The sequence below is a fragment of the Anoxybacillus suryakundensis genome, assembly GCF_001418025.1.
Taxonomy (GTDB): domain Bacteria; phylum Bacillota; class Bacilli; order Bacillales; family Anoxybacillaceae; genus Anoxybacillus; species Anoxybacillus tengchongensis.
This window is the reverse complement of sequence record NZ_LIOK01000007.1, coordinates 93,962-118,051: the sequence shown is the minus strand read 5'-3', so window position 1 is coordinate 118,051 and position 24,090 is coordinate 93,962. Positions and strand designations below refer to the sequence as shown.

General features: G+C 41.3%; 28 protein-coding genes and 1 pseudogene. All 29 read left to right on the top strand.

Going from position 1 to position 24,090, the window contains the following annotated elements:
- Nucleotides 1-8 precede the first annotated feature (8 nt).
- The 29 genes and pseudogenes from hslV (at nt 9) to ASC42_RS06895 (ending at nt 24,088) form a co-directional block, all read left to right on the top strand.
- Nucleotides 9-557: an ATP-dependent protease subunit HslV gene (gene hslV, locus ASC42_RS07035; protein ID WP_280790525.1), complete on the top strand. Its 549-nt coding sequence runs from the start codon at nt 9-11 to the stop codon at nt 555-557.
- Nucleotides 558-570: 13 nt separating this feature from the next.
- Nucleotides 571-1,953, top strand: coding sequence for an ATP-dependent protease ATPase subunit HslU (hslU, locus tag ASC42_RS07030; protein WP_055441149.1), 1,383 nt, complete (start codon nt 571-573; stop codon nt 1,951-1,953).
- Between the two features lie 12 nt (nt 1,954-1,965).
- Nucleotides 1,966-2,745, top strand: a complete 780-nt coding sequence (gene codY / locus ASC42_RS07025; protein ID WP_055441148.1) for a GTP-sensing pleiotropic transcriptional regulator CodY — start codon at nt 1,966-1,968, stop codon at nt 2,743-2,745.
- A 141-nt stretch (nt 2,746-2,886) separates the two neighbouring features.
- Nucleotides 2,887-3,267: a flagellar basal body rod protein FlgB gene (flgB, locus tag ASC42_RS07020; protein WP_032099727.1), complete on the top strand. Its 381-nt coding sequence runs from the start codon at nt 2,887-2,889 to the stop codon at nt 3,265-3,267.
- A 3-nt stretch (nt 3,268-3,270) separates the two neighbouring features.
- Complete coding sequence (gene flgC / locus ASC42_RS07015; protein ID WP_055441147.1) at nt 3,271-3,708, top strand: flagellar basal body rod protein FlgC; 438 nt, start codon at nt 3,271-3,273, stop codon at nt 3,706-3,708.
- A gap of 11 nt (nt 3,709-3,719) precedes the next feature.
- The gene (fliE, locus tag ASC42_RS07010) at nt 3,720-4,013 is read left to right on the top strand and encodes a flagellar hook-basal body complex protein FliE (protein WP_055441146.1); all 294 of its coding nucleotides are present in this window, start codon (nt 3,720-3,722) and stop codon (nt 4,011-4,013) included.
- Nucleotides 4,014-4,042: 29 nt separating this feature from the next.
- A complete protein-coding gene (gene fliF, locus ASC42_RS07005) occupies nt 4,043-5,629 on the top strand; it encodes a flagellar basal-body MS-ring/collar protein FliF (protein ID WP_055441145.1) in 1,587 nt (528 codons plus the stop codon).
- A 12-nt stretch (nt 5,630-5,641) separates the two neighbouring features.
- Nucleotides 5,642-6,661: a flagellar motor switch protein FliG gene (gene fliG / locus ASC42_RS07000; RefSeq protein WP_055441144.1), complete on the top strand. Its 1,020-nt coding sequence runs from the start codon at nt 5,642-5,644 to the stop codon at nt 6,659-6,661.
- The gene (gene fliH, locus ASC42_RS06995) at nt 6,645-7,424 is read left to right on the top strand and encodes a flagellar assembly protein FliH (protein WP_055441143.1); all 780 of its coding nucleotides are present in this window, start codon (nt 6,645-6,647) and stop codon (nt 7,422-7,424) included. The genes fliG and fliH overlap by 17 nt, the downstream gene beginning before the upstream one ends.
- Entirely contained in the window at nt 7,421-8,734 is a 1,314-nt protein-coding gene (gene fliI, locus ASC42_RS06990) for a flagellar protein export ATPase FliI (RefSeq protein WP_055441142.1), read from the top strand. The genes fliH and fliI overlap by 4 nt, the downstream gene beginning before the upstream one ends.
- Nucleotides 8,735-8,741: 7 nt before the next feature.
- Nucleotides 8,742-9,185: a flagellar export protein FliJ gene (gene fliJ / locus ASC42_RS06985; protein WP_055441141.1), complete on the top strand. Its 444-nt coding sequence runs from the start codon at nt 8,742-8,744 to the stop codon at nt 9,183-9,185.
- A 6-nt stretch (nt 9,186-9,191) separates the two neighbouring features.
- On the top strand, nt 9,192-9,803 hold the full coding sequence (locus ASC42_RS06980; protein ID WP_055441140.1) for a MotE family protein: 612 nt from the start codon (nt 9,192-9,194) through the stop codon (nt 9,801-9,803).
- A gap of 14 nt (nt 9,804-9,817) precedes the next feature.
- Nucleotides 9,818-11,062 (top strand): flagellar hook-length control protein FliK, encoded by a 1,245-nt coding sequence (locus ASC42_RS06975; protein WP_055441196.1) that lies wholly within the window; start codon nt 9,818-9,820, stop codon nt 11,060-11,062.
- 11 nt (nt 11,063-11,073) lie between these two features.
- Complete coding sequence (flgD, locus tag ASC42_RS06970) at nt 11,074-11,541, top strand: flagellar hook assembly protein FlgD (protein ID WP_141653504.1); 468 nt, start codon at nt 11,074-11,076, stop codon at nt 11,539-11,541.
- Between the two features lie 13 nt (nt 11,542-11,554).
- The gene (locus tag ASC42_RS06965) at nt 11,555-11,917 is read left to right on the top strand and encodes a TIGR02530 family flagellar biosynthesis protein (protein ID WP_055441138.1); all 363 of its coding nucleotides are present in this window, start codon (nt 11,555-11,557) and stop codon (nt 11,915-11,917) included.
- A gap of 77 nt (nt 11,918-11,994) precedes the next feature.
- On the top strand, nt 11,995-13,383 hold the full coding sequence (locus ASC42_RS06960; RefSeq protein ID WP_055441137.1) for a flagellar hook-basal body complex protein: 1,389 nt from the start codon (nt 11,995-11,997) through the stop codon (nt 13,381-13,383).
- Nucleotides 13,384-13,423: 40 nt separating this feature from the next.
- Nucleotides 13,424-13,651 (top strand): flagellar FlbD family protein, encoded by a 228-nt coding sequence (locus tag ASC42_RS06955; RefSeq protein WP_009732894.1) that lies wholly within the window; start codon nt 13,424-13,426, stop codon nt 13,649-13,651.
- Nucleotide 13,652: 1 nt separating this feature from the next.
- Nucleotides 13,653-14,066 carry a flagellar basal body-associated protein FliL gene (fliL, locus tag ASC42_RS06950; protein WP_082435701.1) on the top strand — a complete coding sequence of 138 codons (414 nt, stop codon included), beginning with the start codon at nt 13,653-13,655 and terminating at the stop codon, nt 14,064-14,066.
- A 31-nt stretch (nt 14,067-14,097) separates the two neighbouring features.
- The gene (fliM, locus tag ASC42_RS06945) at nt 14,098-15,096 is read left to right on the top strand and encodes a flagellar motor switch protein FliM (protein WP_055441135.1); all 999 of its coding nucleotides are present in this window, start codon (nt 14,098-14,100) and stop codon (nt 15,094-15,096) included.
- Nucleotides 15,086-16,237 (top strand): flagellar motor switch phosphatase FliY, encoded by a 1,152-nt coding sequence (gene fliY, locus ASC42_RS06940; RefSeq protein ID WP_055441134.1) that lies wholly within the window; start codon nt 15,086-15,088, stop codon nt 16,235-16,237. The genes fliM and fliY overlap by 11 nt, the downstream gene beginning before the upstream one ends.
- 19 nt (nt 16,238-16,256) lie before the next feature.
- The gene (cheY, locus tag ASC42_RS06935; protein WP_003394872.1) at nt 16,257-16,616 is read left to right on the top strand and encodes a chemotaxis protein CheY; all 360 of its coding nucleotides are present in this window, start codon (nt 16,257-16,259) and stop codon (nt 16,614-16,616) included.
- Between the two features lie 12 nt (nt 16,617-16,628).
- Nucleotides 16,629-17,255, top strand: a complete 627-nt coding sequence (gene fliZ, locus ASC42_RS06930) for a flagella biosynthesis regulatory protein FliZ (RefSeq protein WP_055441133.1) — start codon at nt 16,629-16,631, stop codon at nt 17,253-17,255.
- Nucleotides 17,248-17,913, top strand: a complete 666-nt coding sequence (gene fliP / locus ASC42_RS06925; protein ID WP_006323082.1) for a flagellar type III secretion system pore protein FliP — start codon at nt 17,248-17,250, stop codon at nt 17,911-17,913. Before fliZ ends, fliP begins: the two co-directional genes overlap by 8 nt.
- A gap of 14 nt (nt 17,914-17,927) precedes the next feature.
- The gene (fliQ, locus tag ASC42_RS06920; protein ID WP_032099709.1) at nt 17,928-18,197 is read left to right on the top strand and encodes a flagellar biosynthesis protein FliQ; all 270 of its coding nucleotides are present in this window, start codon (nt 17,928-17,930) and stop codon (nt 18,195-18,197) included.
- Nucleotides 18,194-18,973: a flagellar biosynthetic protein FliR gene (gene fliR, locus ASC42_RS06915; protein ID WP_055441132.1), complete on the top strand. Its 780-nt coding sequence runs from the start codon at nt 18,194-18,196 to the stop codon at nt 18,971-18,973. Before fliQ ends, fliR begins: the two co-directional genes overlap by 4 nt.
- A gap of 1 nt (nt 18,974) precedes the next feature.
- Complete coding sequence (flhB, locus tag ASC42_RS06910) at nt 18,975-20,057, top strand: flagellar biosynthesis protein FlhB (protein ID WP_055441131.1); 1,083 nt, start codon at nt 18,975-18,977, stop codon at nt 20,055-20,057.
- Nucleotides 20,058-20,087: 30 nt separating this feature from the next.
- A pseudogene (gene flhA / locus ASC42_RS06905) lies at nt 20,088-22,125 on the top strand (flagellar biosynthesis protein FlhA).
- On the top strand, nt 22,122-23,222 hold the full coding sequence (gene flhF / locus ASC42_RS06900) for a flagellar biosynthesis GTPase FlhF (protein WP_055441130.1): 1,101 nt from the start codon (nt 22,122-22,124) through the stop codon (nt 23,220-23,222). The pseudogene flhA and the gene flhF overlap by 4 nt, the downstream one beginning before the upstream one ends.
- Nucleotides 23,219-24,088, top strand: a complete 870-nt coding sequence (locus tag ASC42_RS06895) for a MinD/ParA family protein (RefSeq protein ID WP_055441129.1) — start codon at nt 23,219-23,221, stop codon at nt 24,086-24,088. The genes flhF and ASC42_RS06895 overlap by 4 nt, the downstream gene beginning before the upstream one ends.
- Nucleotides 24,089-24,090 lie beyond the last annotated feature (2 nt).

Genomic DNA, 24,090 nt, shown 5'->3' with positions numbered 1-24,090 from the left:
AAAGGAGGATGTTTATGAGTCAATTTCATGCGACGACGATATTTGCCATTCGCCATCAAGGAAAAGGAGCGATGGCGGGCGATGGTCAAGTGACATTCGGCAATGCCGTAGTAATGAAACATACAGCCCGAAAAATTCGTAAACTTTTTCATGGTAAAGTGTTAGCAGGTTTTGCGGGAGCCGTAGCAGATGCATTTACACTGTTTGAAATGTTTGAAGGAAAGTTAGAAGAATACAACGGAAACTTACAACGGGCAGCGGTGGAGTTAGCGAAAGAGTGGCGGAGCGATAAAGTGTTGCGGCGATTAGAAGCGATGCTAATCGTCATGGATGCCACGCATGTACTGCTCATTTCTGGAACAGGTGAAGTCATTGAACCAGATGATGATATTTTGGCGATCGGTTCCGGTGGCAACTATGCGTTAGCGGCTGGTAGAGCGTTAAAAGCGTATGCAGGCGAACATTTAACAGCAAAGCAAATTGCACAAGCTGCATTAAAAGTAGCGAGCGATATTTGCGTGTACACAAACGATTGCATTATTGTCGAAGAGCTGTAGAGGGGGGAGCGGCATGTTAACGCCAAAACAAATTGTTGAAAAGCTTGATCAATTTATCGTCGGTCAGCATGAAGCGAAAAAAGCGGTCGCGATTGCGTTAAGAAATCGTTATCGTCGCAGTTTATTAGATGAAAAGTTGCGCGATGAAGTCGTGCCGAAAAATATTTTAATGATTGGACCAACAGGTGTTGGAAAAACAGAAATTGCTCGGCGATTAGCGAAACTTGTCGGTGCTCCATTCGTAAAAGTAGAGGCAACAAAATTTACGGAAGTCGGTTATGTCGGTCGCGATGTTGAGTCGATGGTACGCGATCTCGTTGAAACATCTGTACGCATCGTAAAAGAGAAAAAAATGAACGAAGTAAAAGAACAAGCGGAGCAATTAGCGAACAAACGACTTGTTGAACTGCTTGTACCTGGGAAAACGAAACAACCGATGAAAAATCCGTTTGAACTTTTATTTGGCGGTGCGGCCGAACAACAAACGACGAACGGAAACGACGATCAACAACTTGCTGAAAGACGAAGACAAGTTGCTTGGCAATTAGCAAATGGGCAATTAGAAAACGAAATAGTGACGGTTGAAATAGAAGAACAACAACCGATTATGTTTGATTTATTCCAAGGAGCGGGCATGGAGCAAATGGGTGTAAATATGCAAGATATGCTCAGTAGCTTTATGCCGAAAAAACGAAAAAAGCGGAAATTAAAAGTAAAAGAAGCCCGTCATGTACTTGCAAATGAAGAAGCACAAAAGCTCATTGATATGGACGAAGTGACACAAGAAGCGATTCGTTTAGCAGAACAGTCTGGCATTATTTTTATTGACGAGATTGACAAAATTGCGCGCAAAGGACAGACAGGGGCATCAGCTGACGTTTCGCGCGAAGGTGTGCAACGCGACATTTTACCGATTGTTGAAGGCTCGACCGTTATGACGAAATACGGACCAGTCAAAACGGACTATATTTTATTTATTGCTGCTGGAGCGTTCCATATGGCAAAACCATCTGATTTAATCCCAGAATTGCAAGGTCGTTTTCCGATTCGCGTGGAATTGACGAAACTCACCGTCGATGATTTCGTCAAAATATTAGTTGAACCGAACAACGCGCTTTTAAAGCAGTATGTTGCTTTACTTGCGACAGAAGGTATACAACTTGAATTTTCTGACGATGCTATTCGTAAAATTGCGGAAGTCGCTTTTGAAGTAAATCAACAAACTGATAACATTGGAGCACGTCGTCTTCATACGATTATGGAAAAATTGTTAGAAGACTTATTGTATGAAGCACCGGATGTTCATTTAGAAAAGGTTGTTATTACTCCACAATACGTTGAAAAGAAATTAGGAAACATTGTACGAAATAAAGATTTAAGCGAATTTATTTTATAAGGAGGATGCGATATGAATTTACTTGAAAAAACGAGAAAAATTAATGCGATGCTACAAAATGCGGCTGGAAAGCCTGTAAACTTTAAAGAGATGGCGGAAACACTTTGCGAAGTGATCGAGGCGAACGTCTTCGTCGTCAGCCGTCGCGGAAAGTTGCTTGGCTTTGCGATTAAACAAACGATTGAAAACGAACGAATGAAAAAAATGTTAGCGGATCGTCAATTCCCAGAAGAGTATACGAAAAATTTATTTAACATTACAGAAACATCGCCAAACCTTGATATTAATAGTGAGTATACGGCATTTCCGGTTGAAAATAAAGACTTATTTAAAAATGGTTTAACGACGATTGTACCGATTATCGGCGGCGGTGAGCGTCTAGGAACGCTCATTTTATCCCGCTTAGATAAAGAGTTTCATGATGACGATTTAATTTTAGCAGAATACGGAGCAACAGTTGTTGGAATGGAAATTTTACGTGAAAAAGCAGAAGAAATTGAAGAAGAAGCGCGCAGCAAAGCGGTTGTTCAAATGGCGATTAGCTCCCTTTCATATAGTGAATTAGAAGCAATTGAGCATATTTTTGAAGAGTTAGATGGGACAGAAGGCTTGCTTGTGGCAAGTAAAATTGCTGACCGCGTCGGCATCACACGCTCAGTCATTGTCAATGCGCTTCGCAAACTAGAAAGTGCGGGAGTCATTGAATCTCGTTCCCTCGGCATGAAAGGAACGTACATTAAAGTATTAAACGATAAGTTTTTAACAGAACTCGAGAAATTAAAACATCATTAAGCATAAGAAGGCATCTTTCTCGCAAAGATGCCTCTTTTGTTAAAGTATGTGAAAAATAGTCCAATGTTCCCTATATACATTATATAAATAATTTTTTACAATAAAGGTGTCGAACGGTGTCTCTATGGGGAGGAATATGTCGTGAAATTGTTCTCAAATACATTCCAAATATTAGAACAAGGATTAAATTACTCATCGTTGAAACAAAAAGTGATCGCAAACAACATTGCGAATGTCGATACACCAAACTTTCAAGCAAAAGATGTGCAATTTCGGACCGAATTTCAGCAAGCGTTACAAGCGTATCGTACGGATCCACGCCATTTTGAGTTTAAAGGAAGTACAAACAAATTTTTCGTGACAACTAAAAACGATCTCGTTTACAATCATAATAACAACAATGTCGATTTAGATAAAGAAATGTCGGATTTAGCGCAAAACCAAATTTATTATAACGCTTTAGTTGAACGATTAAACGGAAAGTTTAACTCTTTGAAAACGGTCATTAAGGGAGGAAAATAATACATGTTTCAAAGTTTCAATGTATCCGCCTCTGCGTTAACTGCCCAGCGGTTGCGTATGGATGTCATTTCAGCAAACATGGCCAACGTCGATACGACACGAGCAAAAATGGTCGATGGGAAGTGGCAGCCATATCGTCGCAAAATGGTTGTGATGCAACCAAACGAGTCATTTTCTTCCGTTTTAAGCCAAGCAATGAACGAGCGATCGACAGGCGGAGTGAAAGTGACGAAAATTGTTGAGGATCAAACACCATTTAAACTTGTATATGACCCATCTCATCCCGATGCAGATGAAAACGGATATGTACAATTACCGAACGTCGATCCGTTAAAAGAAATGGTCGATTTAATGAGCACCACGCGCTCGTACGAAGCAAATGTGACGGTGTTAAATGCAACGAAAGGGATGTTAATGAAGGCGTTAGAAATCGGAAAATAGGGGGATAAACGATGATTGATCGCATTCAACGTACAGCTTTATCACCAGCTGTACAGCAGCAAGCGATAAAGCCTGCGGAAGCACAACGGGCGTTTTCACAATTTTTAAAAGAAGCGATTCATGAAGTCAATAAACAACAAATTGAGTCAGACCAGTTGACAACAAAGTTAGCAAAAGGAGAAAACGTTGATTTGCACAATGTGATGATTGCTTCACAAAAAGCGAGCGTATCGCTTCAATTAGCGATTGAAGTGCGCAATAAAGTCATTGAAGCATATCAAGAAGTGATGAGAATGCAAGTATAATGGACCTCAAGAGATAGCGGAGGAAGCATATGAACGAGCGATTAAAACAAGCGATAGAACGATTAAAATTGTTTTGGAGCGAGAGAACAAAACAGCAAAAATTGATGACTTTAGGACTTGTTGGGCTGTTGATCGTTGCCGTTGCGCTTACCGCTTTTTTTGCGACGCGAACGAATTTTGTTCCTCTCTACAGCAATTTATCGCCGCAAGAAGCGGGACAAATTAAAGCGACGCTTGACCAGCGGGGGATTAAGTCGCAAATTACCGATAACGGCACGACGATTTTAGTGCCTGAACAGCTTGTCAACACGTTAAAAGTGGAATTAGCTGCAGAAGGTATTCCGGATAGCGGGAGTATTGATTATTCATTTTTCGGAAAAAACTCTGGCTTCGGTATGACGGATAATGAATTTAACGTGTTGAAAATTGAGGCAATGCAAACAGAGCTCGCCAATTTAATAAAAAGTATCGACGGGGTAGAAGATGCGAAAGTGATGATTAATCTACCCCAGCCGACCATATTTGTTGGTGACCAACAGGAAGAGGCATCTGCATCCATCGTTTTGAAAACAAAGGCGGGATATAAATTTAACGAACAGCAAATTAAATCGCTATATCACCTTGTTTCCAAAAGCGTGCCGAACCTTCCTACTGAAAATATCGTCATTATGAATCAATATTTTGAGTACTTTGACTTAAAAAATGAAGAAAATTTTTCGTCTGGCAAAACATTTGCTGAACAGTATGAAATAAAACAACAAATCGAACGCGACATTCAACGTCGTGTTCAACAAATGTTAGGAATGATGATCGGACAAGATAAAGTCGTCGTTTCTGTGACAGCAGATGTTGATTTTACACAAGAAAACCGTCATGAAGAGCTTGTTGAACCGGTAGATAAAGAAAATATGGAAGGCATCGCCGTAAGCGTACAGCGCATTACGGAGACGTTTTCCGGTAAAGGAGCTCAACCAGGTGGCACGACAGGAACAGGTGAAAACGCTGTGCCTGGCTATCAAGGAGCCAATGGCGAAACAAACGGGGATTATGAACGGATTGAGGAAACAATTAATAACGAGGTTAATAGAATAAAAAGAGAAATTGTTGCAAGTCCTTATAAAGTAAAAGATTTAGGCATTCAAGTGATGATTGAACCACCAAAACCGAACGATCCAAACTCGCTTCCTGCTCAAACGGTTGATGATATGACAAAAATTTTAGGAACGATTGTGCGAACATCGGTCGATAAAGACATTGCAGGACAATGGACGGATGCCGATTTACAAAATCGCGTTGTTGTTTCTGTGCAACCGTTTAACGGAAAAGTGCAGTTTGACGAACAAACATCGACTATTCCGACATGGGTATACGTTGCTGGTAGCGGTGTACTCGCCTTGATTATTGGAGCACTCGTCTTTTTATGGTTGCGTAGACGCAAAAAAGAAGAAATGGACGAACTGTCATTACAAGAAGAACAAGTGGCAGTACACATTCCAGATGTAAACGAGGAAGCCGAAACAGAAGCCACATTGCGCCGCAAGCAACTTGAAAAACTTGCAAAAGAAAAGCCAGAAGAGTTTGCGAAATTATTACGCACATGGCTTGCAGAGGAATAAGGGGGGGATTATATGGCAAAACGCGATCAAAAAGGCGAATTAACAGGAAAACAAAAAGCGGCCATTCTCCTCATTTCATTAGGACCAGACGTTTCAGCATCTGTATATAAACATTTATCTGAAGAAGAAATTGAAAAATTGACGCTTGAAATTTCTAGCGTTCGCCAAGTGGACGCTGAGAAAAAAGAAACGATTTTAGAAGAGTTTCACCAAATCGCCTTAGCGCAAGATTACATTTCACAAGGCGGCATTGCCTATGCAAAACAAGTGCTTGAAAAAGCGCTCGGACCAGAGCAGGCGATGAACATTATTAATCGCTTAACATCTGCTTTGCAAGTGCGTCCGTTTGATTTTGCACGCAAGGCGGACCCAGCGCAAATTTTAAACTTTTTACAAAATGAACATCCACAAACGATTGCGCTCGTGCTATCGTATTTAGAACCAACGCAGGCTGGTCAAATTTTATCGGCGCTGCCACAAGAAATGCAAGCGGATGTCGCTCGTCGCATCGCCTTAATGGATCGCACATCACCGGAAATGATTAATGAAGTCGAACAAGTGCTTGAACGGAAATTATCGACGACAGTTGTACAGGATTACACGCAAACAGGTGGTATTGAGGCTGTTGTTGAAGTGTTAAACGGTGTCGATCGTGCAACTGAGCGAACGATTTTAGATGCGCTTGAGATTCAAGACCCAGAATTAGCAGAAGAAATTAAAAAGCGCATGTTTGTATTTGAAGATATCGTTACGCTTGATAACCGTGCGATTCAACGCGTCATTCGCGAAGTGGACAATGCCGACTTATTGCTTGCATTGAAAGTGTCTAGCGACGAAGTAAAAGAAGTTGTATTTCGCAACATGTCTTCACGCATGGCAGAAACGTTTAAAGAAGAGATGGAGTTTATGGGGCCTGTTCGCCTTCGCGACGTAGAAGAAGCGCAATCGCGTATTGTTGCAGTGATTCGTCGTCTCGAAGAAGCGGGTGAAATCGTCGTCGCTCGTGGCGGAGGAGATGATATTATTGTCTAAAGTCATTAAAGCCCCGTTTGCTCGAACGTGTTCGGAGCAACGAGCGGTTATTCAAGTGAAAAAAGTGCTACCCGACATGCAACAAGAAGAACATGAGCAACATGACGAAATGACGCTACAACATGTGGAAATGTTAATTGAGCAAGCGGAACAACAAGCAGCGCATATTCGTCAAGAAGCCGACATGTATTACGCCTCTGTTCAACAACAAATAGCTGAAGAACAAAAACAATGGGAAGAAGAACGAAACGAATGGATTGAACAAGCACGTCAAGAAGGATACGCGATCGGCTTCGAACAAGGACGAAAAGACGGGCTTCAGCAATATATGGAGGCGATTGGTGAGGCGAAAAAGATCGTACAATCAGCTAATGAGCAGTTTTATCATATACTCGAATCGGCTGATGAAACGATTTTACTTGTCGCTTGCAAAGTAGCGGAGCGGATCATTGGGGAACGTCTTGCTGAAAACAAAGAACATTTTCTTGGGCTTGTGAAACAAGTGATAAAAGAAGTACGAGAACATGAAGAAGTGAAAATATATATTCACCCGACTTACTATGATGTCGTCATTCGCCAAAAAGATGAGTTGAAAGCATTATTTAGCCAAGACGTTCATTTGTTTATTTATCCTGATGAAACATTAGCTGAAACAAGCTGTATCGTCGAATCGCCGTTCGGTCGTATTGATGCAAGTGTTGATACGCAACTGGAGCAACTGAAGCAACAATTGCTTGAGCGAATCGAGGGGGCGAGCGAATGAACTGGCAAGCACTGATCAATGAAATCGAGTTGCTCGATCCATATAAACGATTTGGCAAAGTCACACGCGTCATCGGCTTAATGATCGAAGCGAAAGGACCAGAAAGTTCGATTGGCGATGTGTGCTACATTCATATCGGTCATAAAAAAAAGAAAAAAATTCAAGCGGAAGTTGTCGGCTTTCGTGATGAATATGTGCTTTTAATGCCGTATGCAACCGTTCAAGACATCGCCCCTGGTTGCATCGTAGAAGCAACAGGCGCTCCGCTCGACATCAAAGTCGGTTCATCGCTTGTTGGACGTGTTATTGATGCGTTAGGAGCTCCGCTTGACGATCGTCCTCTTCCGAAAGGATTGACGGCTGTTCCAATCGACCGTCAACCGCCAAATCCGATGACGCGACCACCAATCTCAGAACCGATTGAAGTCGGCGTGAAAATGATCGACAGTTTATTGACAGTTGGAAAAGGGCAGCGTGTCGGCATTTTTGCTGGATCTGGTGTGGGAAAAAGTACGTTAATGGGAATGATTGCTCGCAACACAAACGCAGATTTAAACGTGATTGCGCTGATCGGCGAACGTGGCCGTGAAGTGCGCGAGTTTATCGAGCGCGATCTCGGTCCAGAAGGATTAGAACGGTCTATTGTCGTTGTCGCGACATCTGATCAGCCTGCCCTCATGCGCATTAAAGGGGCGTATACAGCAACAGCCATTGCTGAATATTTTCGTGATCAAGGGCTAAACGTCATGTTTATGATGGACTCAGTTACGCGCGTGGCGATGGCGCAACGTGAAGTCGGATTAGCTGTCGGTGAGCCGCCGACGACGAAAGGATATACACCGTCTGTTTTCGCGATTTTACCGAAGTTGCTTGAGCGGACTGGGACGAATGAGCACGGAACAATTACCGCTTTTTATACGGTACTCGTTGACGGCGATGATATGAATGAACCGATTGCTGATACAGTTCGAGGCATTTTAGATGGGCATTTCGTATTAGAACGTCAACTAGCTAATAAAGGTCAGTATCCAGCGATTAACGTATTGAAAAGCGTCAGTCGAGTCATGAACTACATCGTGACGCCAGAACATCGAAAAGTAGCGGAAAAATTGCGTGAGTTATTAGCGACATACGTTCAATCTGAAGATTTAATTCAAATTGGTGCGTATAAGCGTGGCTCATCGCGAGAAATCGATGAAGCCATTCGTTATTATCCAAAAATGATTTCGTTTTTAAAACAAGATGTGCATGAATCGTACACAATAAATGAAAGTGTTCAACAGTTGTTTCAACTTATTGAACAAGGGTGAATAAACGATGACACCATTTAAATTCACGAAAATTTTACATTTAAAAGAACATGAAAAACAAAAAGCGTTACATGAATATGAAGAAGCGCGCACCCGATTTGAAGAAGTGGCAGAAAAACTATACCATTTTTTAAAACAAAAAGAAGAGTATGAAGAACAACATAAACAACAATTACAATCGGGGCTAGCGATTCAACATATTCGCTCGTTTCAACATTTTATGAGCAACTTGCAGCGGGTCATCGACCATTATCAGCATCTTGTTATGCAAGCACGTCAGCATATGGAGTTGAAACAACTAAAATTAGTTGAATTGAATGTCGAAGTGAAAAAATACGAAAAAATAAAAGAAAAGCATGACGAAATGATAGCAACGCAAATGCGAATAGCTGAACAAAAACAAATGGACGATATTTCTATACAACAATATTGTTATCGAGAAACAAGGTGAGCATCGATGGAACAGTTTGAAAAAGGAGAAGAGACGAAAAAAACGAGCAAGTTTCAATGGTTTCTTTTTGTCGTTTTTATTCCGCTTTTATTTACGATTTCTGTCGTTTTGTTAATTTTAACGTTCTCTGGCATTAACGTATTTGAACAAGGAAAAAAATATGCAAGTCAATTGCCGTTTGTTTCCCAATGGATTGAGGGAACAGAAGCAAATGAAAAAAAGAAACTACAAGAACAAATTGTTGAATTAAAAGCAGCGATTGTTGAAAAAGAAAAACAACTAAAAAAAGCGAATGATGCGCTCAAAGAAAAAGAAGCGGAAATAGATGCGCTGAAGCAAGAAATCGCACGCTTACAAGCGGAAAAAGAACAAGCGCAGGAGCCAACAACAACGCCTACGACTGAGCAGACGAATGGTACGCGTGTAGACGTTGTGAAAATGTATGAAACGATGACACCGAAAAAAGCTGCAGAAATTATTCCACAAATGTCCGATCAAGAAGCGGTTAATTTATTGTCCAAGCTTAAAACAGACAAAGCGGCGGCCATTTTAGAAAAAATGGATGCAACAAACGCAGCAAAATATACGAGCCTTCTTGCGAAAAAAGCGAACAATTGAAAGGAGGTGAAGAAATGAATATCGCTGGAGTTTCTTTTATGGCTCCATTTAGTGGATTAAATCAACAGACGACTGTTGAAATGGGCGATGGACATGCGTTTGCTCAGTTGCTTTCTTCGTTGCGTCAAACGTCCCCATCGTTACAATCACTATCGGAACAGCCAGAAACGGTGCAACGAATCGATTGGGAGCAGTTGCAGCAATGGTTTGCCGAACTTCCGCTTCATGATGGATACGCAGACAAACAAATATTATCAAATGAAATGATACAATCGTTTCTTTCTCTTTTACCAGAGGAAACGAAAGAGCAAATCATTCAACCATTTTCAGATGGTCAGCCGTTTGAAACGATGTTTTCACCACAAGACGATCGGGATGAAAAAGATGAACTGATGCTCATCATCGCTTTGTTTCAACTTGAGCAAAAGCAATGGACGATTCCAGAACCGATTATTGAACATGCACGTGCAACGCTTCGCAACATGTTCGGAACAAACGATGAACAAAGCAATACGCTGAAAGATATGTTGCAAAAATTAATCGAGTTAGGCGACTATGAAAAGACACAGCGTCATGTGGGACAAGTAGAGACAGAACTGATGCAAAAAGTTATAGAACATCCGCGTGCTTTATTGTCGACTGTTGATAGTGAAAAAACGACATCTGGTATGAAATTTGTGGTTGCACGTTTACAAGAACAATCTTGGCAACCTGTACAAAAAGAAGTTGCACCATTACCACAACAGCGTAAGCAACCGATTGCTCGTCCGTCCGAACAGATGGCACAGGCACATGTTGCGCAACAATCAAACGATAAGCATGTACCGTTTGAACTACGAACAATTGATATGACGAATGAAACTCCGTTTGTTGCGCAGTTTGAGCGAATCATTCGTTCGAGCCAGTTGACGAAGTGGAAAAATGGCAATACGCAACTGCTTATTCGTTTACATCCTGAACATTTAGGACATGTAACGATTAAACTCATTGAGCAAAAAGGGAAGCTAACTGCAAAAATGATTACATCAACTGAAGCAGCGAAGCAGTTAGTGGAACAACATATTCATCAGCTTGCGCACATTGCCGATCGTATTACGGTAGAGCAATTCAATGTATTTGATCAAACGAAATTTCGCGACCATTCTTTCCATCAACAAAAACAGCAGCAACAGCAGCAAGAACAGCAAAAAGAAGAAAAAAAGCAACCTGATCAATCTTTTGATGAGTGGCTAAAAGAGTGGTTTCATTTTGATATGTAGAGGTGATGTACGTGGCAACGATCGATCCGAGTTTGCTTTTATCACAACGCCAAGTCGCACAACGTGAGACGGGGAAAAGCTCGTTAGGGAAAGATGACTTTTTAAAAATTTTAATTGCTCAATTGCAACATCAAGATCCGTTAAATCCGATGGAAGACCGTGAATTTATTTCACAAATGGCAAACTTCTCATCGCTTGAACAAATGGTCAATATGTCGAATATGATGAGCAAATTTATTGAGACACAAACGGGCACATCTGAAAAACTTGCAGGCACATTAGATGCATTGCAAAAGCTTATTCAACAACAATCTACACCGTCGCTCGCTCAATATAGCGAATGGATTGGTAAAACTGTCACATGGAATGAACAAAGCGGTGTGGTGAAAGCTGTCGTTCAAAAAGGGACAGACGTATGGTTAGAGCTTGATCAAGGGGAGATGGTGTTGGCCTCTCGCGTCACAAAAGTGTCGCAATAAAGGAGGTGAAAAAATGAATCGCATTCAGTTTTTTCCGCACACCCCATTGATTCCGTCGCAAAAACAGGCGGCCGTTTCAACGGAGCGGCAATCGTTTCGCGATGCGCTTGCTGAAGCAGGAAAAGCATTAAAAATAAGCAAACATGCCCAGCAGCGGTTACAAGAACGAAATATTCACATTAACGAGGAACAATGGGCGATGATCGGACAAAAAATTGTCGAAGCAAAACAAAAAGGTGTGCGCGACTCGCTCGTCATTACAGATGAAGCTGCCTTAATCGTGAGCGCTGTGAATCAAACGGTCATTACAGCGATGCATCGTGAAGAAGCACAGAGCCAGTTGTTTACAAACATTAACGGAGCCATTATTATATAAGGCTGGACCTTTACAGGAAGCCTTTGAGCGTGCGGAATGACAGAAGCCGCTCAAACAACGAAAAGGAGAGGATTATTATGTTACGTTCCATGTTTACTGGAATTGGTGGTATTCGTAACTTTCAATATAAATTAGACGTCATTGGTAACAATATTTCTAACGTCAACACGTATGGCTACAAAAAAGCGCGCGTCACATTTAAAGATCTCGTTTCGCAACAAATTTCAGCCGCGACATCATCAACAGGGACACGCGGGGGAATTAACGGAAAACAAATCGGATTAGGAAGCGGGCTCGGTTCGATCGAAACCATTCATACGCAAGGCTCGACGCAAACGACATCACGTCCGCTTGACTTAGCGCTTGGTGGCGACGGCTTTTTCGTTGTTGGATCGATTAATGATGTAACGCTAATTAGTATGGATGGACCAGCTGGGAAATTAGGAACAAATAAAGTGAATACAGGAGTTCCGATTGATCGTGTTTTTAACTTAAGCTTTACACGTGCTGGTAACTTTTATTTAGATGAATACGGTTATATCGTTAATTCGGACGGACAATATTTAATTGGGGAAGCAGCGATTAAAGATGTAGATACGGTGATTACAAATGCTCCTCATGTGGCTCAAGCAAGACGTGATTTGGATGCATTTCTGAATAGCACGAATGGTCTTGTAAACTTTATAAAAAAATGGAAAGATGAATTTACTAAAGATCCTGATAACAACCCAACTACACAAACAGATTTTATTAATTTTATCAAAAATTTTAATAATGAACTAAAAAATCTAAATGAAAAAATAACAGGGAAGACAGATCCGAACGATACAACGCTTGCTGCGGCCGGAAGTTATTTTAATGACCGCGTATCCCCTAAAGCAAGTATCAATCCTGTTCCGCTCCTTCCAGAAAACGAGGCCGATTGGCCGGATACGTTAGCGGAAGCTGAAAAAATGATGGGTCCTTATTTAGAAGGAATTAGCGGGTTCGTCGAAAGTGTCCAACAAGTGTTACAAGACTACAGCGAGCCGAAATACGGAAATGTGACAAGCTTTGAACCGGGATTAATTCAAATTCCGAAGACGGCGAAAAGTTTCGGGATTACGGCGGACGGAAAAGTGACATTTATTGATAGTTCTGGGCAATTAAAAATTGCAGGACAAATTTTATTAGCACAATTTCCGAATCCGAGCGGTTTAGAGAAAATGGGAGGAAATACGTTTAAAGAAACAAACAACTCTGGTAAGCTCGACCGAAATGCCAACGGGTTGACAATTAATGAGTTATCACGACCTGGTTTAAACGGCGCAGGTGAAATTATTTCCGGTGCGCTTGAAATGTCGAACGTCGATCTATCTGAAGAGTTTACAGAAATGATCGTTGCCCAACGCGGATTCCAAGCGAATACGCGCATCATTACAACGTCGGATGAAATTTTACAAGAGCTTGTCAACTTGAAGAAATAATAAATAAAGGGGGGACGGGGGCGTTTGCCCCCGATACATAATGATTCGATTAACGCGGTTAAACGGTAAACCTTTTACGTTAAACGCCATTTACATAGAGCAAGTTGAAGCGTTCCCAGACACGACCATTACATTAACGAATGGCAAAAAGTTTGTCGTGCGGGAGTCTGTGGAAGATGTTATGTTATTAGTAGAAACGTTTTATCGTAACATTTCTGTTCTCGGATTAAGGAGAGATGCGGAGGGATCCGACGTTGAAGGACAATAAAATGTTAAAAATCATGTTAATTGTTATGGGAGTGATTACGCTTGTTAGCGTCGTCGCCCTTGTTGTTGTCATGAAGTTCATGGGGAATGACGAACCAAAAGAACCGACGGTTGATGAAATTGTCGCCAGTTCGTTTGATGTACCGGAAATGATGACAAATTTAATGGACGGAAGTTTTATAAAAATTGCGTTTAAAATTCAAACAGATAGCGAAAAAGCAAAAGAAGAAGCGGAAAAACGTGATTTTCAAATTAAAAACATTATTATTGAAGAGCTATCAGAGATGACAGCGGAGCAGTTCAAAGGAAAACAAGGAAAGCTTCTTTTAGAGAAAAAACTGCGCGAACGCATAAATGAACTTATGCAAGAAGGAAAAGTTGAGAAAATTTATATAACCTCCTTTATTCTCCAGTAAATAAAATGAATAGGAGTAGGAGGTGAGAACGGTGTCAGGAGAAGTTTTATCACAAAGTGAAATTGATGCCTTGCTTGCGGCGCTATCTGCTGGAGAGATGAGCGCGGATGAGCTGAAAAAGGAAGAAGCAGAGAAAAAAGTGAAAGTGTATGACTTTAAACGGGCGTTACGGTTTTCAAAAGACCAAATTCGCAGTTTAACGCGCATACATGAAAACTTTGCTCGATTGTTAACGACGTTTTTTTCTGCGCAGTTGCGCACATACGTGCAAATTTCAGTCGCATCGGCTGACCAATTGCCATATGAAGAGTTTATTCGCTCCATTCCGAAAATGACGATTTTAACAGTGTTTGAAGTTCCACCTCTTGATGGACGCGTACTGTTAGAAGTCAACCCAAACATCGCCTATGCGATGCTTGATCGCGTATTGGGAGGCAGAGGGGTAAGTTTAAACAAAATCGAAAATTTAACTGAAATTGAAACAAAAATTATGTCCAGTTTGTTTGAAAAAGCGTTTAGCAACTTGCGTGAAGCGTGGGAGTCTGTGGCGGATATCGATCCGATGCTCACAGATTTTGAAGTCAATCCACAATTTTTACAAATGGTGTCACCAAATGAAACGGTTGTTGTTATTTCTTTAAATACACAAATTGGTGATACGAGTGGAATGATTAATATTTGTATCCCACACGTTGTATTAGAGCCGATTATCCCGAAGTTATCTGTTCATTATTGGATGCAAACGCAAAAAAAAGAGCGTGAACCAGAAGAAGTTGCGACGCTACAAAAGCGATTAAAGCAAACGAAAGTGCCGATGATCGCAGAGCTTGGTAAATCAAGCATCTCCGTCCAAGAGTTTTTACAACTTTCCGTTGGTGATGTCATTCAACTCGATCAAACAGTGCGCGATCCGCTCATCATTAAGGTAGGAGATGTGCCGAAATTTATTGGGCAGCCAGGAAAAATGAATAAACGATTAGCAGTACAAATTTTAGATGTAATAAAGGGGGAAGACGGCGATGATGAGTGACGATATGTTATCTCAAGATGAGATTGATGCGTTGTTGCGAGGAATTGATGAAGACCCGATGCCGTCTAGTACAATGTCGATCGATGAAGTATTGACACCAATTGAACAAGATGCGCTTGGTGAAATTGGAAATATTTCATTTGGCAGTTCAGCGACAGCGTTATCGATGTTATTAAATCAAAAGGTTGAAATTACGACGCCGAACGTTTCACTCATTGAACGTACGCGCGTAGCAGAAGAGTTTCCACATCCGTACGTTGCGATTCAAGTTAGCTATACGGAAGGATTTTTAGGAACGAATTTACTTGTCATTAAGCAATCTGATGCCGCGATTATCGCAGATTTAATGATGGGGGGAGATGGTACAAATCCGCCTGCCTTTATGGACGAAATTCAACTGAGTGCTGTACAAGAAGCGATGAACCAAATGATGGGTTCGGCTGCGACATCGATGTCCACAATTTTTAGTAAAAAAGTTGATATTTCACCACCAAGCTTACACTTGCTTGATTTATCGGAAGGCGAAGGATTTGAATATTTACCGCCGGACGACGTGCTTGTAAAAGTATCGTTCCGTTTAAAAGTAGGAAACTTAATTGATTCTAACATTATGCAATTGTTGCCGATTCATTTTGCGAAAGAATTAGTCGAAAATTTATTAAATCCGTCTAGTACAAAGACACAAACATCAGCTACAATAAATACGAACGAGCCACGTCAAACCGCGCCATCCGTACAAGCGCAACCAGCGTCTTCACCGGCTCAACAAACGCAAAAAGAAGCTCCTCAACATGTTGGAGTGGGAGCAGTACAGCAGCCTGTCAACGTCCAGCCTGTTGCTTTTGCAAGTTTTGAACCAGCGCCATTGCCAGAAGCGGAATCGCGCAATCTCGACATGTTGCTTGATATCCCGCTGCAGGTGACGGTGGAACTCGGGCGCACGAAGCGCTCTGTACAAGACATTTTAAGTTTATCGTCAGGTTCCATCATTGAACTTGATAAGCTGGCTGGTGAACCGGTTGACATTTTAGTTAATAACAAATTGATCGCGAAAGGTGAAGTTGTCGTCATCGATGAAAATTTCGGCGTGCGTGTGACGAGCATTATTAGCCAAAGCGATCGGTTAAACAAATTACGATAATTCGGGAGGTTTTTGGAGAATGGCGAGAATTTTAATTGTTGATGATGCAGCATTTATGAGAATGATGATTAAAGATATTTTAACGAAAAATGGGCACGAAGTCGTCGCGGAAGCAGCTGATGGGGCGCAAGCGGTCGAAAAATATAAAGAGTTTCGCCCAGACTTAGTCACAATGGACATTACGATGCCAGAGATGGATGGCATTACGGCGCTGAAAGAAATTAAAAAAATTGACAGCAACGCCAAAGTCATTATGTGTTCAGCCATGGGGCAACAAGCGATGGTTATTGATGCCATTCAAGCAGGAGCAAAAGATTTTATTGTCAAGCCGTTCCAAGCAGATCGCGTCATTGAAGCGATTAACAAAACGCTCGGTTAGAGGTGGAATTCATTGCGCTATATTCGCATCATCATGTTGTGCGCGTTCGTTGTTCTGCAAGCAGTTTCTCCTGCTTTTGCAGAACAAACGAATAGCGTAAAAGAATGTGTAGAGCATCCAGAAAAGTGTAAAGAACAACAAACAGACAAGGCAACGGAATCGGAAATCGTTGCCCAGCCGTCTCCCATTACAATTTGGGACTTTGTCAAACTCATTTTTGCAACGGCTTTTGTTGTATTTTTGTTATATGCGCTTTTAAAATGGTTAAATAAACAAAACCGATTTTATGAGCGAAAAGGGCTTATCCAACATTTAGGTGGGACAAGTTTAGGAACGAATCGAACGATTCAAATCGTGAAAGTCGGTCGACGCGTATTTGTTGTCGGTGTAGGTGAATCGATTCACTTATTAAAAGAAATTACAGATGAACAAGAAATTGAGGAGTTGCTTAAGCAACATGAAGCGCGTCTTGATTCATTGCTTGATACGAACGTATGGAAATCGCTCCAATCGCTTTTGCAACGAAAAACAAACGAACCTCGCTTTCGCCAATTGTTTGATCGAGAATTACAACAGTTGGCTGAAAAGCGAAAACAGGCGATGAGAGCGCTCGAAAAAGAAAGGGATTCACATGAATGAAGTCATGCAGTTTTTTAATAATAGTGCGCCTGAAAACGTAGCCACATCCGTCAAACTGTTATTGCTCTTGACGGTCTTGTCCATTGCGCCAGGCATTTTAATTATGGTGACATCGTTTACGCGCATCGTCATTGTTTTATCGTTTGTTAGAACAGCGCTCGGCACGCAACAAATGCCGCCAAACCAAGTTATTATCGGACTGTCGCTATTTTTAACATTTTTTATTATGGCGCCGACGTTTCAACAAATAAATCGTGACGCCTTGCAGCCATTGTTTGATGAAAAAATTAATTTAGAGCAAGCTTATGAACGAGCTGAAGCACCGCTAAAAGAATTTATGAGTAAACATACGCGTCAAAAAGACTTAGCTTTATTTTTAAGCTACGCAGGGGCTGAACAACCGAAAACGGTACAAGACATTCCGATGTCAGCGCTCGTTCCCGCTTTTGCGATTAGCGAATTAAAAACAGCGTTTCAAATCGGCTTTATGTTATTCATCCCGTTTTTAGTCATTGATATGATTGTCGCCAGTGTATTAATGTCGATGGGGATGATGATGTTACCGCCGGTCATGATTTCGTTGCCGTTTAAAATTTTATTGTTTGTCTTGGTGGACGGTTGGTATTTAGTCGTGAAATCATTATTAGAAAGCTTTTAAAGTAGGTGGGAAAAATGAGTCCCGATTTTGTTATTCAAGTGGCGGAACGCGGTGTATATATGGTGCTTGTCATATGCGGTCCGCTCATGTTGCTTGCCCTTGCAGTCGGCTTGTTTGTAAGCATTTTGCAAGCGACAACGCAAATTCAAGAACAAACGTTAGCATTTGTACCGAAAATTGTTGCGGTATTACTCGGTCTCGTCTTCTTCGGACCGTGGATGCTTTCGCGCATGATTTCATATGCATACAACATTTTTAATAACTTAAGTAAATTTGTAGGATGAAGCGTATGGAGCTATACACGTATGTACCGACATTTTTGCTCATTTTTGCGCGCGTCGCTTCATTCTTTGTGACGATGCCGCTTTTCTCGTATCGAAACATACCAAGCGTTCATAAAATCGGTTTTGCTTTTTTTATCAGTTGGCTGATGTTTTTTTCACTCGATCCAAAACCATTAAATATTGACGGAACGTATATGATGCTGCTAATGAAAGAAGTGCTGGTCGGGCTACTTATTGGGCTTGTGGCTTTTATGATTATGTCAGCGATTCAAATTGCAGGCGGATTCATTGATTTCCAAATGGGATTTGCGATTGCAAACGTTATCGATCCGCAAACAGGCGCCCAAAGCCCATTAATGGGACAATATTTATACACGCTTGCTTTGTTTTTTTTGCTTGCCGTCAATGGACATCATTTGTTGTTAGACGGTATTTTTTATAGCTATCAGTTCGTTCCGCTCGATCATCTCATTTCTTTCGGGAATGGACAAATTGCAGAACAAGTTGTTCGTTTATTTCAGGCGATGTTTGTGATTGCATTGCAAATGGCCATTCCGATTGTCGGTTGTTTATTTTTAGTTGATGTAGCGCTTGGCATTGTAGCGCGCACCGTTCCACAAATGAACATTTTTGTCATTGGTCTACCTGTAAAAATTATCGTTAGCTTTGTTTTGTTTGTCATTGTATTTTCAAGCATGTTTGTCGTCACCAAACAACTGTTTGAACTCACTTTTATGTCGATGCGCAACATGATGAAACTATTAGGAGGCGCGTAACGTGAGTTGGCTGTCCGTTGATTTGCAGTTTTTCGCCGGAGAAAAAACAGAAAAAGCAACGCCGAGAAAGCGGCAAGAAGTGCGTAAAAAAGGACAAGTAGCAAAAAGTGCGGATGCGACCGCTGCCTTTTTAATGCTCGTTGTTTTCCTCGTTCTCTCGTTTTCTTCGGGCGTATGGGGAGATGCGGTTGTGCGGCTATTTCGCCAGTCGTTTCAACATTACTTTTTTATGGACGTCACGGTCGATTCTGTGCAGCTTATTTTCGTTGATCTTTTGCGACAACTTGCTATGCTCGTTGGACCAATTTTTTTAGCCGCCATCGCTGCGGCGCTATTTGCTAATTTTGTGCAAGTTGGTTTTTTATTCACGACCGAACCGTTGCAAATGAAATTAAGTAAACTCGATCCGATCCAAGGGTTTAAGCGCATATTTTCACTTCGTGCGCTTGTGGAATTGTTAAAGTCCATTTTAAAAGTATTGTTTGTTGGTGTTGTCACTTTTTCTGTTTTATGGCTACACATCGACGATATTTTATCGCTATCTCATAAGTCGATTGGAGCGATTGCGGCCACGCTTGGACGTTTAACGATTCAAATGGGGATTGCTGCTTCTGTCGCTTTACTGTTTCTTTCAATGTTCGATTATTTGTATCAACGGTACGATTTTGAAAAAAATATTCGTATGTCAAAGCAAGACATTAAAGATGAATACAAAAAGACAGAAGGTGACCCGTTAATTAAATCGCGCATTAAGCAAAAGCAACGGGAAATGGCGATGCGCCGCATGATGCAAGAAGTACCGAAAGCAGATGTCGTCATTACAAACCCGACACATTTTGCAGTTGCGTTAAAGTATGATGAACAACAAGCAGATGCCCCAATCATTGTCGCTAAAGGGGCAGACTATATGGCGCAAAAAATAAAAGATATTGCTAAAAAAAACGATGTCATGATCGTTGAAAATCGTCCGCTCGCTCGCGCATTATACGATCAAACAGATGTCGGGATGGTCATTCCAGAAGTGTTTTTTAAAGCGGTGGCGGAAATTTTAGCGTACGTCTATAAAACGAAAAATAAACTTTAATTTCATGTATGTAGACAGGAGAGAACGTTTATGTCGGCAAGGGACTTATCTGTATTACTTATGGTTGTATTAATTGTAGCGATGCTCATCATTCCTCTACCATCATGGTTGCTTAGCGTCCTCATCATTATGAATATTTCTCTTGCGTTGCTCGTTCTCTTAACATCAATGAATATGCGCGAACCGCTCCAATTTTCGATCTTCCCTTCGCTTCTCCTTTTGCTTACATTATTTCGCCTCGGTTTAAACGTTTCAACGACTCGTTCGATTTTAAGTAAAGGAGAAGCAGGAGGAGTTGTTGAAACGTTTGGAACGTTCGTTATTGGTGGAAATGTTGTTGTTGGTTTCGTCGTGTTTTTAATTTTAATTATTATTCAATTCGTTGTCATCACAAAAGGGGCAGAGCGCGTATCTGAAGTTGCGGCGCGCTTTACGCTCGATGCGATGCCCGGAAAACAAATGAGTATTGATGCAGATTTAAATGCGGGCATCATCTCTGAACAACAAGCGAGAGAACGACGCGAAAAAGTTGCGCAAGAAGCTGATTTTTATGGTGCGATGGACGGAGCAAGCAAATTCGTTAAAGGTGATGCCATCGCAGGAATTATTATTGTTCTAATTAATATGCTATTCGGAATTGTCATCGGGATGGTACAGCAAGGCATGGATATTGGGGAAGCGGCAAGGAGATACACATTATTAACTGTTGGAGATGGAATCGTTAGCCAAATTCCAGCGCTATTAATTTCAACTGCGACAGGGATTGTCGTCACGCGTGCCGCTTCCGATGATAACTTAGGTGCCGACATTATGCGGCAGCTGTTTGCTTATCCGAAAATGCTATATGTCACAGCAGGGACGATTTTTTTTACTCGGATTGTTGACGCCCATTTATGATTTGTTAACGATGCCGATCGCGGCTTTGCTTGCTTTTGGAGCATATCAATTAACAAAACAAGCGCATGTGTCTGAAACAACACCGGAAGAAACAGAAGAAGAAATAGAAATGGATCAAATGAAAAGCCCAGAAAGTGTTGTTAGTTTATTAAGCGTTGATCCGATTGAGTTCGAGTTTGGATACGGCTTAATTCCGCTCGCTGATGCTAATCAAGGTGGGGATTTGCTAGATCGTATCGTGATGATCCGCCGTCAGCTCGCTTTAGAGCTTGGTATCGTGATTCCCGTTGTTCGTATTCGCGATAACATTCAACTGCAACCGAATGAATATCGACTAAAAATTAAAGGAAATGAAGTGGCACGAGGGGAATTGCTGCTTGATCATTATTTGGCGATGAGCCCAGGCATTGAAGATGATTCGATTGAAGGAATCGATACAGTTGAGCCAGCGTTCGGCTTACCGGCAAAATGGATCTCTGAAGAAATGAAAGAACGAGCTGAAATGTTTGGATATACAGTTGTTGATCCTCCGTCTGTCGTATCAACACATATAACCGAGCTGTTAAAAGCGCATGCGCATGAGTTGCTCGGCCGTCAAGAAACGAAGCAGCTCATTGATCATGTGAAAGAATCGTATCCTATTTTAGTTGAAGAAGTGACACCAAATCCGTTATCGGTAGGCGACATTCAAAAAGTGCTGGCGAATTTATTACGTGAAAAAGTATCGATTCGCAATTTGCCGGTCATTTTTGAGACGCTTGCGGATTTTGCTCGGATGACGACAGATCCAGATCTTTTAACAGAATACGTTCGTCAAGCACTCGCCCGTCAAATTACGAGCCAATATGTGGTTGAAGGTCAACCGTTACGTGTCATTACGTTATCAGGGAAAGTTGAAAAAATGATTGCAGAAGGTGTGCAACAAACGGAGCACGGTAATTATTTAGCGCTCGATCCCGTTGTTTCACAAGCAATTATTGAAGCGATTGCGATGCAAATTGAGCAATTTCCTTTTCAAGATCAATCGCCTATTTTGCTTTGCTCACCGGCTGTGCGCATGTATGTGAGACAATTAACGGAGCGATATTTCCGTCACGTTCCGGTATTGTCGTATAATGAACTTGAAGCCAATGTGGAAGTTCAAAGTGTTGGGGTGGTGAATGTGGAATGAAGGTGAAAAAGTTTGTGGCTTCATCAATGCCAGAAGCGATGAAAATGATTCGAGCTGAGCTCGGCAATGATGCCGTCATTTTAAACTCGAAAGTTGTACACAAAAAAGGTTTTCTTGGGTTGTTTGCCCGGAAAAATATCGAAGTGATTGCTGCTGTTGATCCGAAACCAGCCACTCCGCCTGTTCAAAAAATAAAAGAAAAACGAAAAGAGCGCACAGAACCGATGCGTGATGAACAGCTATTAAAAGAAATTCATGAATTAAAGGCAACGATTCATCAGTTGTCACATGGAGGAGAACTTTATCCAACCCCGTTAAAGATGATCGATGGGCATTTAATCGATCAAGAAATAAGCGATGATGTGCGAGCTATGTTTATGTCTACCTTGTTGCAACGTTGGTACACGTCTGGAGCAAATGCGTCGTATGAAGAAGTGAAGCAATGGCTTCATGAAGAAATCGTTCAAGCATTATCTTCTCTTTCGTTTGGCGGCATGTCGTTTCAAAAAAAATTCGTGAACGTTGTCGGACCGACGGGTGTTGGTAAAACGACAACACTTGCGAAAATGGCTGCCGATTGTGTCATTAAACATCGAAAAAAAGCAGCGTTTATTACGACAGATACGTATCGTATTGCGGCAATTGATCAGTTAAAAACATATGCTAAAATTTTGAATGTTCCACTTGAAGTATGTTACAATCTCGACGATTTTCGTCAAGCGAAAGAAAAGCTCGCGTCATACGATATTATATTTATTGATACAGCTGGACGAAATTTTCGCAATGCCCAATATGTGAACGATTTAAAAGAAATGATTGATTTTAATGAAGAAATGGAAACGTTTCTTGTATTGTCGCTTACAGCAAAATGGCGAGATATGAAAGACATTTACACACAGTTTTCCATTATTCCGATTCATAAATTTATTTTTACGAAAGTCGATGAAACGAGTCGACACGGAGCGATGTTAAATATGATGATCCAGTGCGGCATCGGTGCAGCGTATATGACGCACGGGCAAAACGTACCTGATGATATTGTTGAAGCTACTCCACAGCTTGTGGCAAATATGGTTACTGGGGTCGAGCAACGATGATGAGAGATCAAGCGGAAAGCTTACGTTTACGTGTGAAAAAAATGCAACATGAAGCAGAAACGAAAGCGATTGCTGTATTGAGTGGCAAAGGTGGCGTTGGAAAGTCGAACGTTTCGTTAAACTTTTCCTTAGCATTGCGCCAACGAGGAAAACATGTATTGTTATTTGATATGGATATTGGTATGGGGAATATTGATATTTTGCTTGGACATACATCTTCTCGTACGATCATCGATATTTTTCGTCCAGACGTCACCATTCATGATATTATAAAAACAGGACCAGAGCAGTTGTCGTTTATTGCGGGGGGAACGGGATTAACAGAAATTTTTCATATGGATGAGCAAAAAGTCGAATATTTTATTGAACAATTACAGCTTGTTTCCGAGCAATACGACTATCTCATTTTCGATATGGGAGCGGGTATGTCTGAAGATCGTCTTCAGTTGCTCAAGGCCGTGGATGATATTTTCATCGTAACGACACCTGAGCCGACTGCTTTAACAGATGCATATGCAACAATGAAGTACATTCATTTAGCAGATCCGCAACTTCCGATTTATGTGTTAGTCAATCGCGCACGTTCGGATAAAGAAGGAACAGAAACGTTGCAACGTTTAAAACAAGTGGCGAAACGGTTTTTAGGAAAACAATTACATGCATTAGGATATATACCCGAAGACCGAACAGTAAGCACCGCAGTTATTCGGCAAACGCCCTTTCTTTTATTTGACCCGAGTGCGAAGGCGAGTAAGGCGCTTATGCAAATGACGGAGCGCTACTTAGTAAAAGAAGAACACGAGGAGCAAACGAAACGTCCGTTTCACTTCTTTGCTAAGCTACGTCAATACTTTTTGGAAAGGTAGGT

Bases quoted from the DNA above. Each gene is read 5' to 3' on its own strand.
- flgC (WP_055441147.1), top strand. From the start codon at position 3,271: ATGTTTCAAAGTTTCAATGTATCCGCCTCTGCGTTAACTGCCCAGCGG.
- fliF (WP_055441145.1), top strand. From the start codon at position 4,043: ATGAACGAGCGATTAAAACAAGCGATAGAACGATTAAAATTGTTTTGG.
- codY (WP_055441148.1), top strand. From the start codon at position 1,966: ATGAATTTACTTGAAAAAACGAGAAAAATTAATGCGATGCTACAAAAT.
- cheY (WP_003394872.1), top strand. From the start codon at position 16,257: ATGGCGAGAATTTTAATTGTTGATGATGCAGCATTTATGAGAATGATG.
- ASC42_RS06955 (WP_009732894.1), top strand. From the start codon at position 13,424: ATGATTCGATTAACGCGGTTAAACGGTAAACCTTTTACGTTAAACGCC.
- fliE (WP_055441146.1), top strand. From the start codon at position 3,720: ATGATTGATCGCATTCAACGTACAGCTTTATCACCAGCTGTACAGCAG.
- fliJ (WP_055441141.1), top strand. From the start codon at position 8,742: ATGACACCATTTAAATTCACGAAAATTTTACATTTAAAAGAACATGAA.
- flhF (WP_055441130.1), top strand. From the start codon at position 22,122: ATGAAGGTGAAAAAGTTTGTGGCTTCATCAATGCCAGAAGCGATGAAA.
- fliI (WP_055441142.1), top strand. From the start codon at position 7,421: ATGAACTGGCAAGCACTGATCAATGAAATCGAGTTGCTCGATCCATAT.
- fliR (WP_055441132.1), top strand. From the start codon at position 18,194: ATGAAGCGTATGGAGCTATACACGTATGTACCGACATTTTTGCTCATT.
- fliY (WP_055441134.1), top strand. From the start codon at position 15,086: ATGATGAGTGACGATATGTTATCTCAAGATGAGATTGATGCGTTGTTG.
- ASC42_RS06980 (WP_055441140.1), top strand. From the start codon at position 9,192: ATGGAACAGTTTGAAAAAGGAGAAGAGACGAAAAAAACGAGCAAGTTT.
- hslV (WP_280790525.1), top strand. From the start codon at position 9: ATGTTTATGAGTCAATTTCATGCGACGACGATATTTGCCATTCGCCAT.
- fliG (WP_055441144.1), top strand. From the start codon at position 5,642: ATGGCAAAACGCGATCAAAAAGGCGAATTAACAGGAAAACAAAAAGCG.
- ASC42_RS06960 (WP_055441137.1), top strand. From the start codon at position 11,995: ATGTTACGTTCCATGTTTACTGGAATTGGTGGTATTCGTAACTTTCAA.
- hslU (WP_055441149.1), top strand. From the start codon at position 571: ATGTTAACGCCAAAACAAATTGTTGAAAAGCTTGATCAATTTATCGTC.
- ASC42_RS06965 (WP_055441138.1), top strand. From the start codon at position 11,555: ATGAATCGCATTCAGTTTTTTCCGCACACCCCATTGATTCCGTCGCAA.
- fliP (WP_006323082.1), top strand. From the start codon at position 17,248: ATGAATGAAGTCATGCAGTTTTTTAATAATAGTGCGCCTGAAAACGTA.
- ASC42_RS06895 (WP_055441129.1), top strand. From the start codon at position 23,219: ATGATGAGAGATCAAGCGGAAAGCTTACGTTTACGTGTGAAAAAAATG.
- ASC42_RS06975 (WP_055441196.1), top strand. From the start codon at position 9,818: ATGAATATCGCTGGAGTTTCTTTTATGGCTCCATTTAGTGGATTAAAT.
- fliQ (WP_032099709.1), top strand. From the start codon at position 17,928: ATGAGTCCCGATTTTGTTATTCAAGTGGCGGAACGCGGTGTATATATG.
- fliL (WP_082435701.1), top strand. From the start codon at position 13,653: ATGTTAAAAATCATGTTAATTGTTATGGGAGTGATTACGCTTGTTAGC.
- fliH (WP_055441143.1), top strand. From the start codon at position 6,645: ATGATATTATTGTCTAAAGTCATTAAAGCCCCGTTTGCTCGAACGTGT.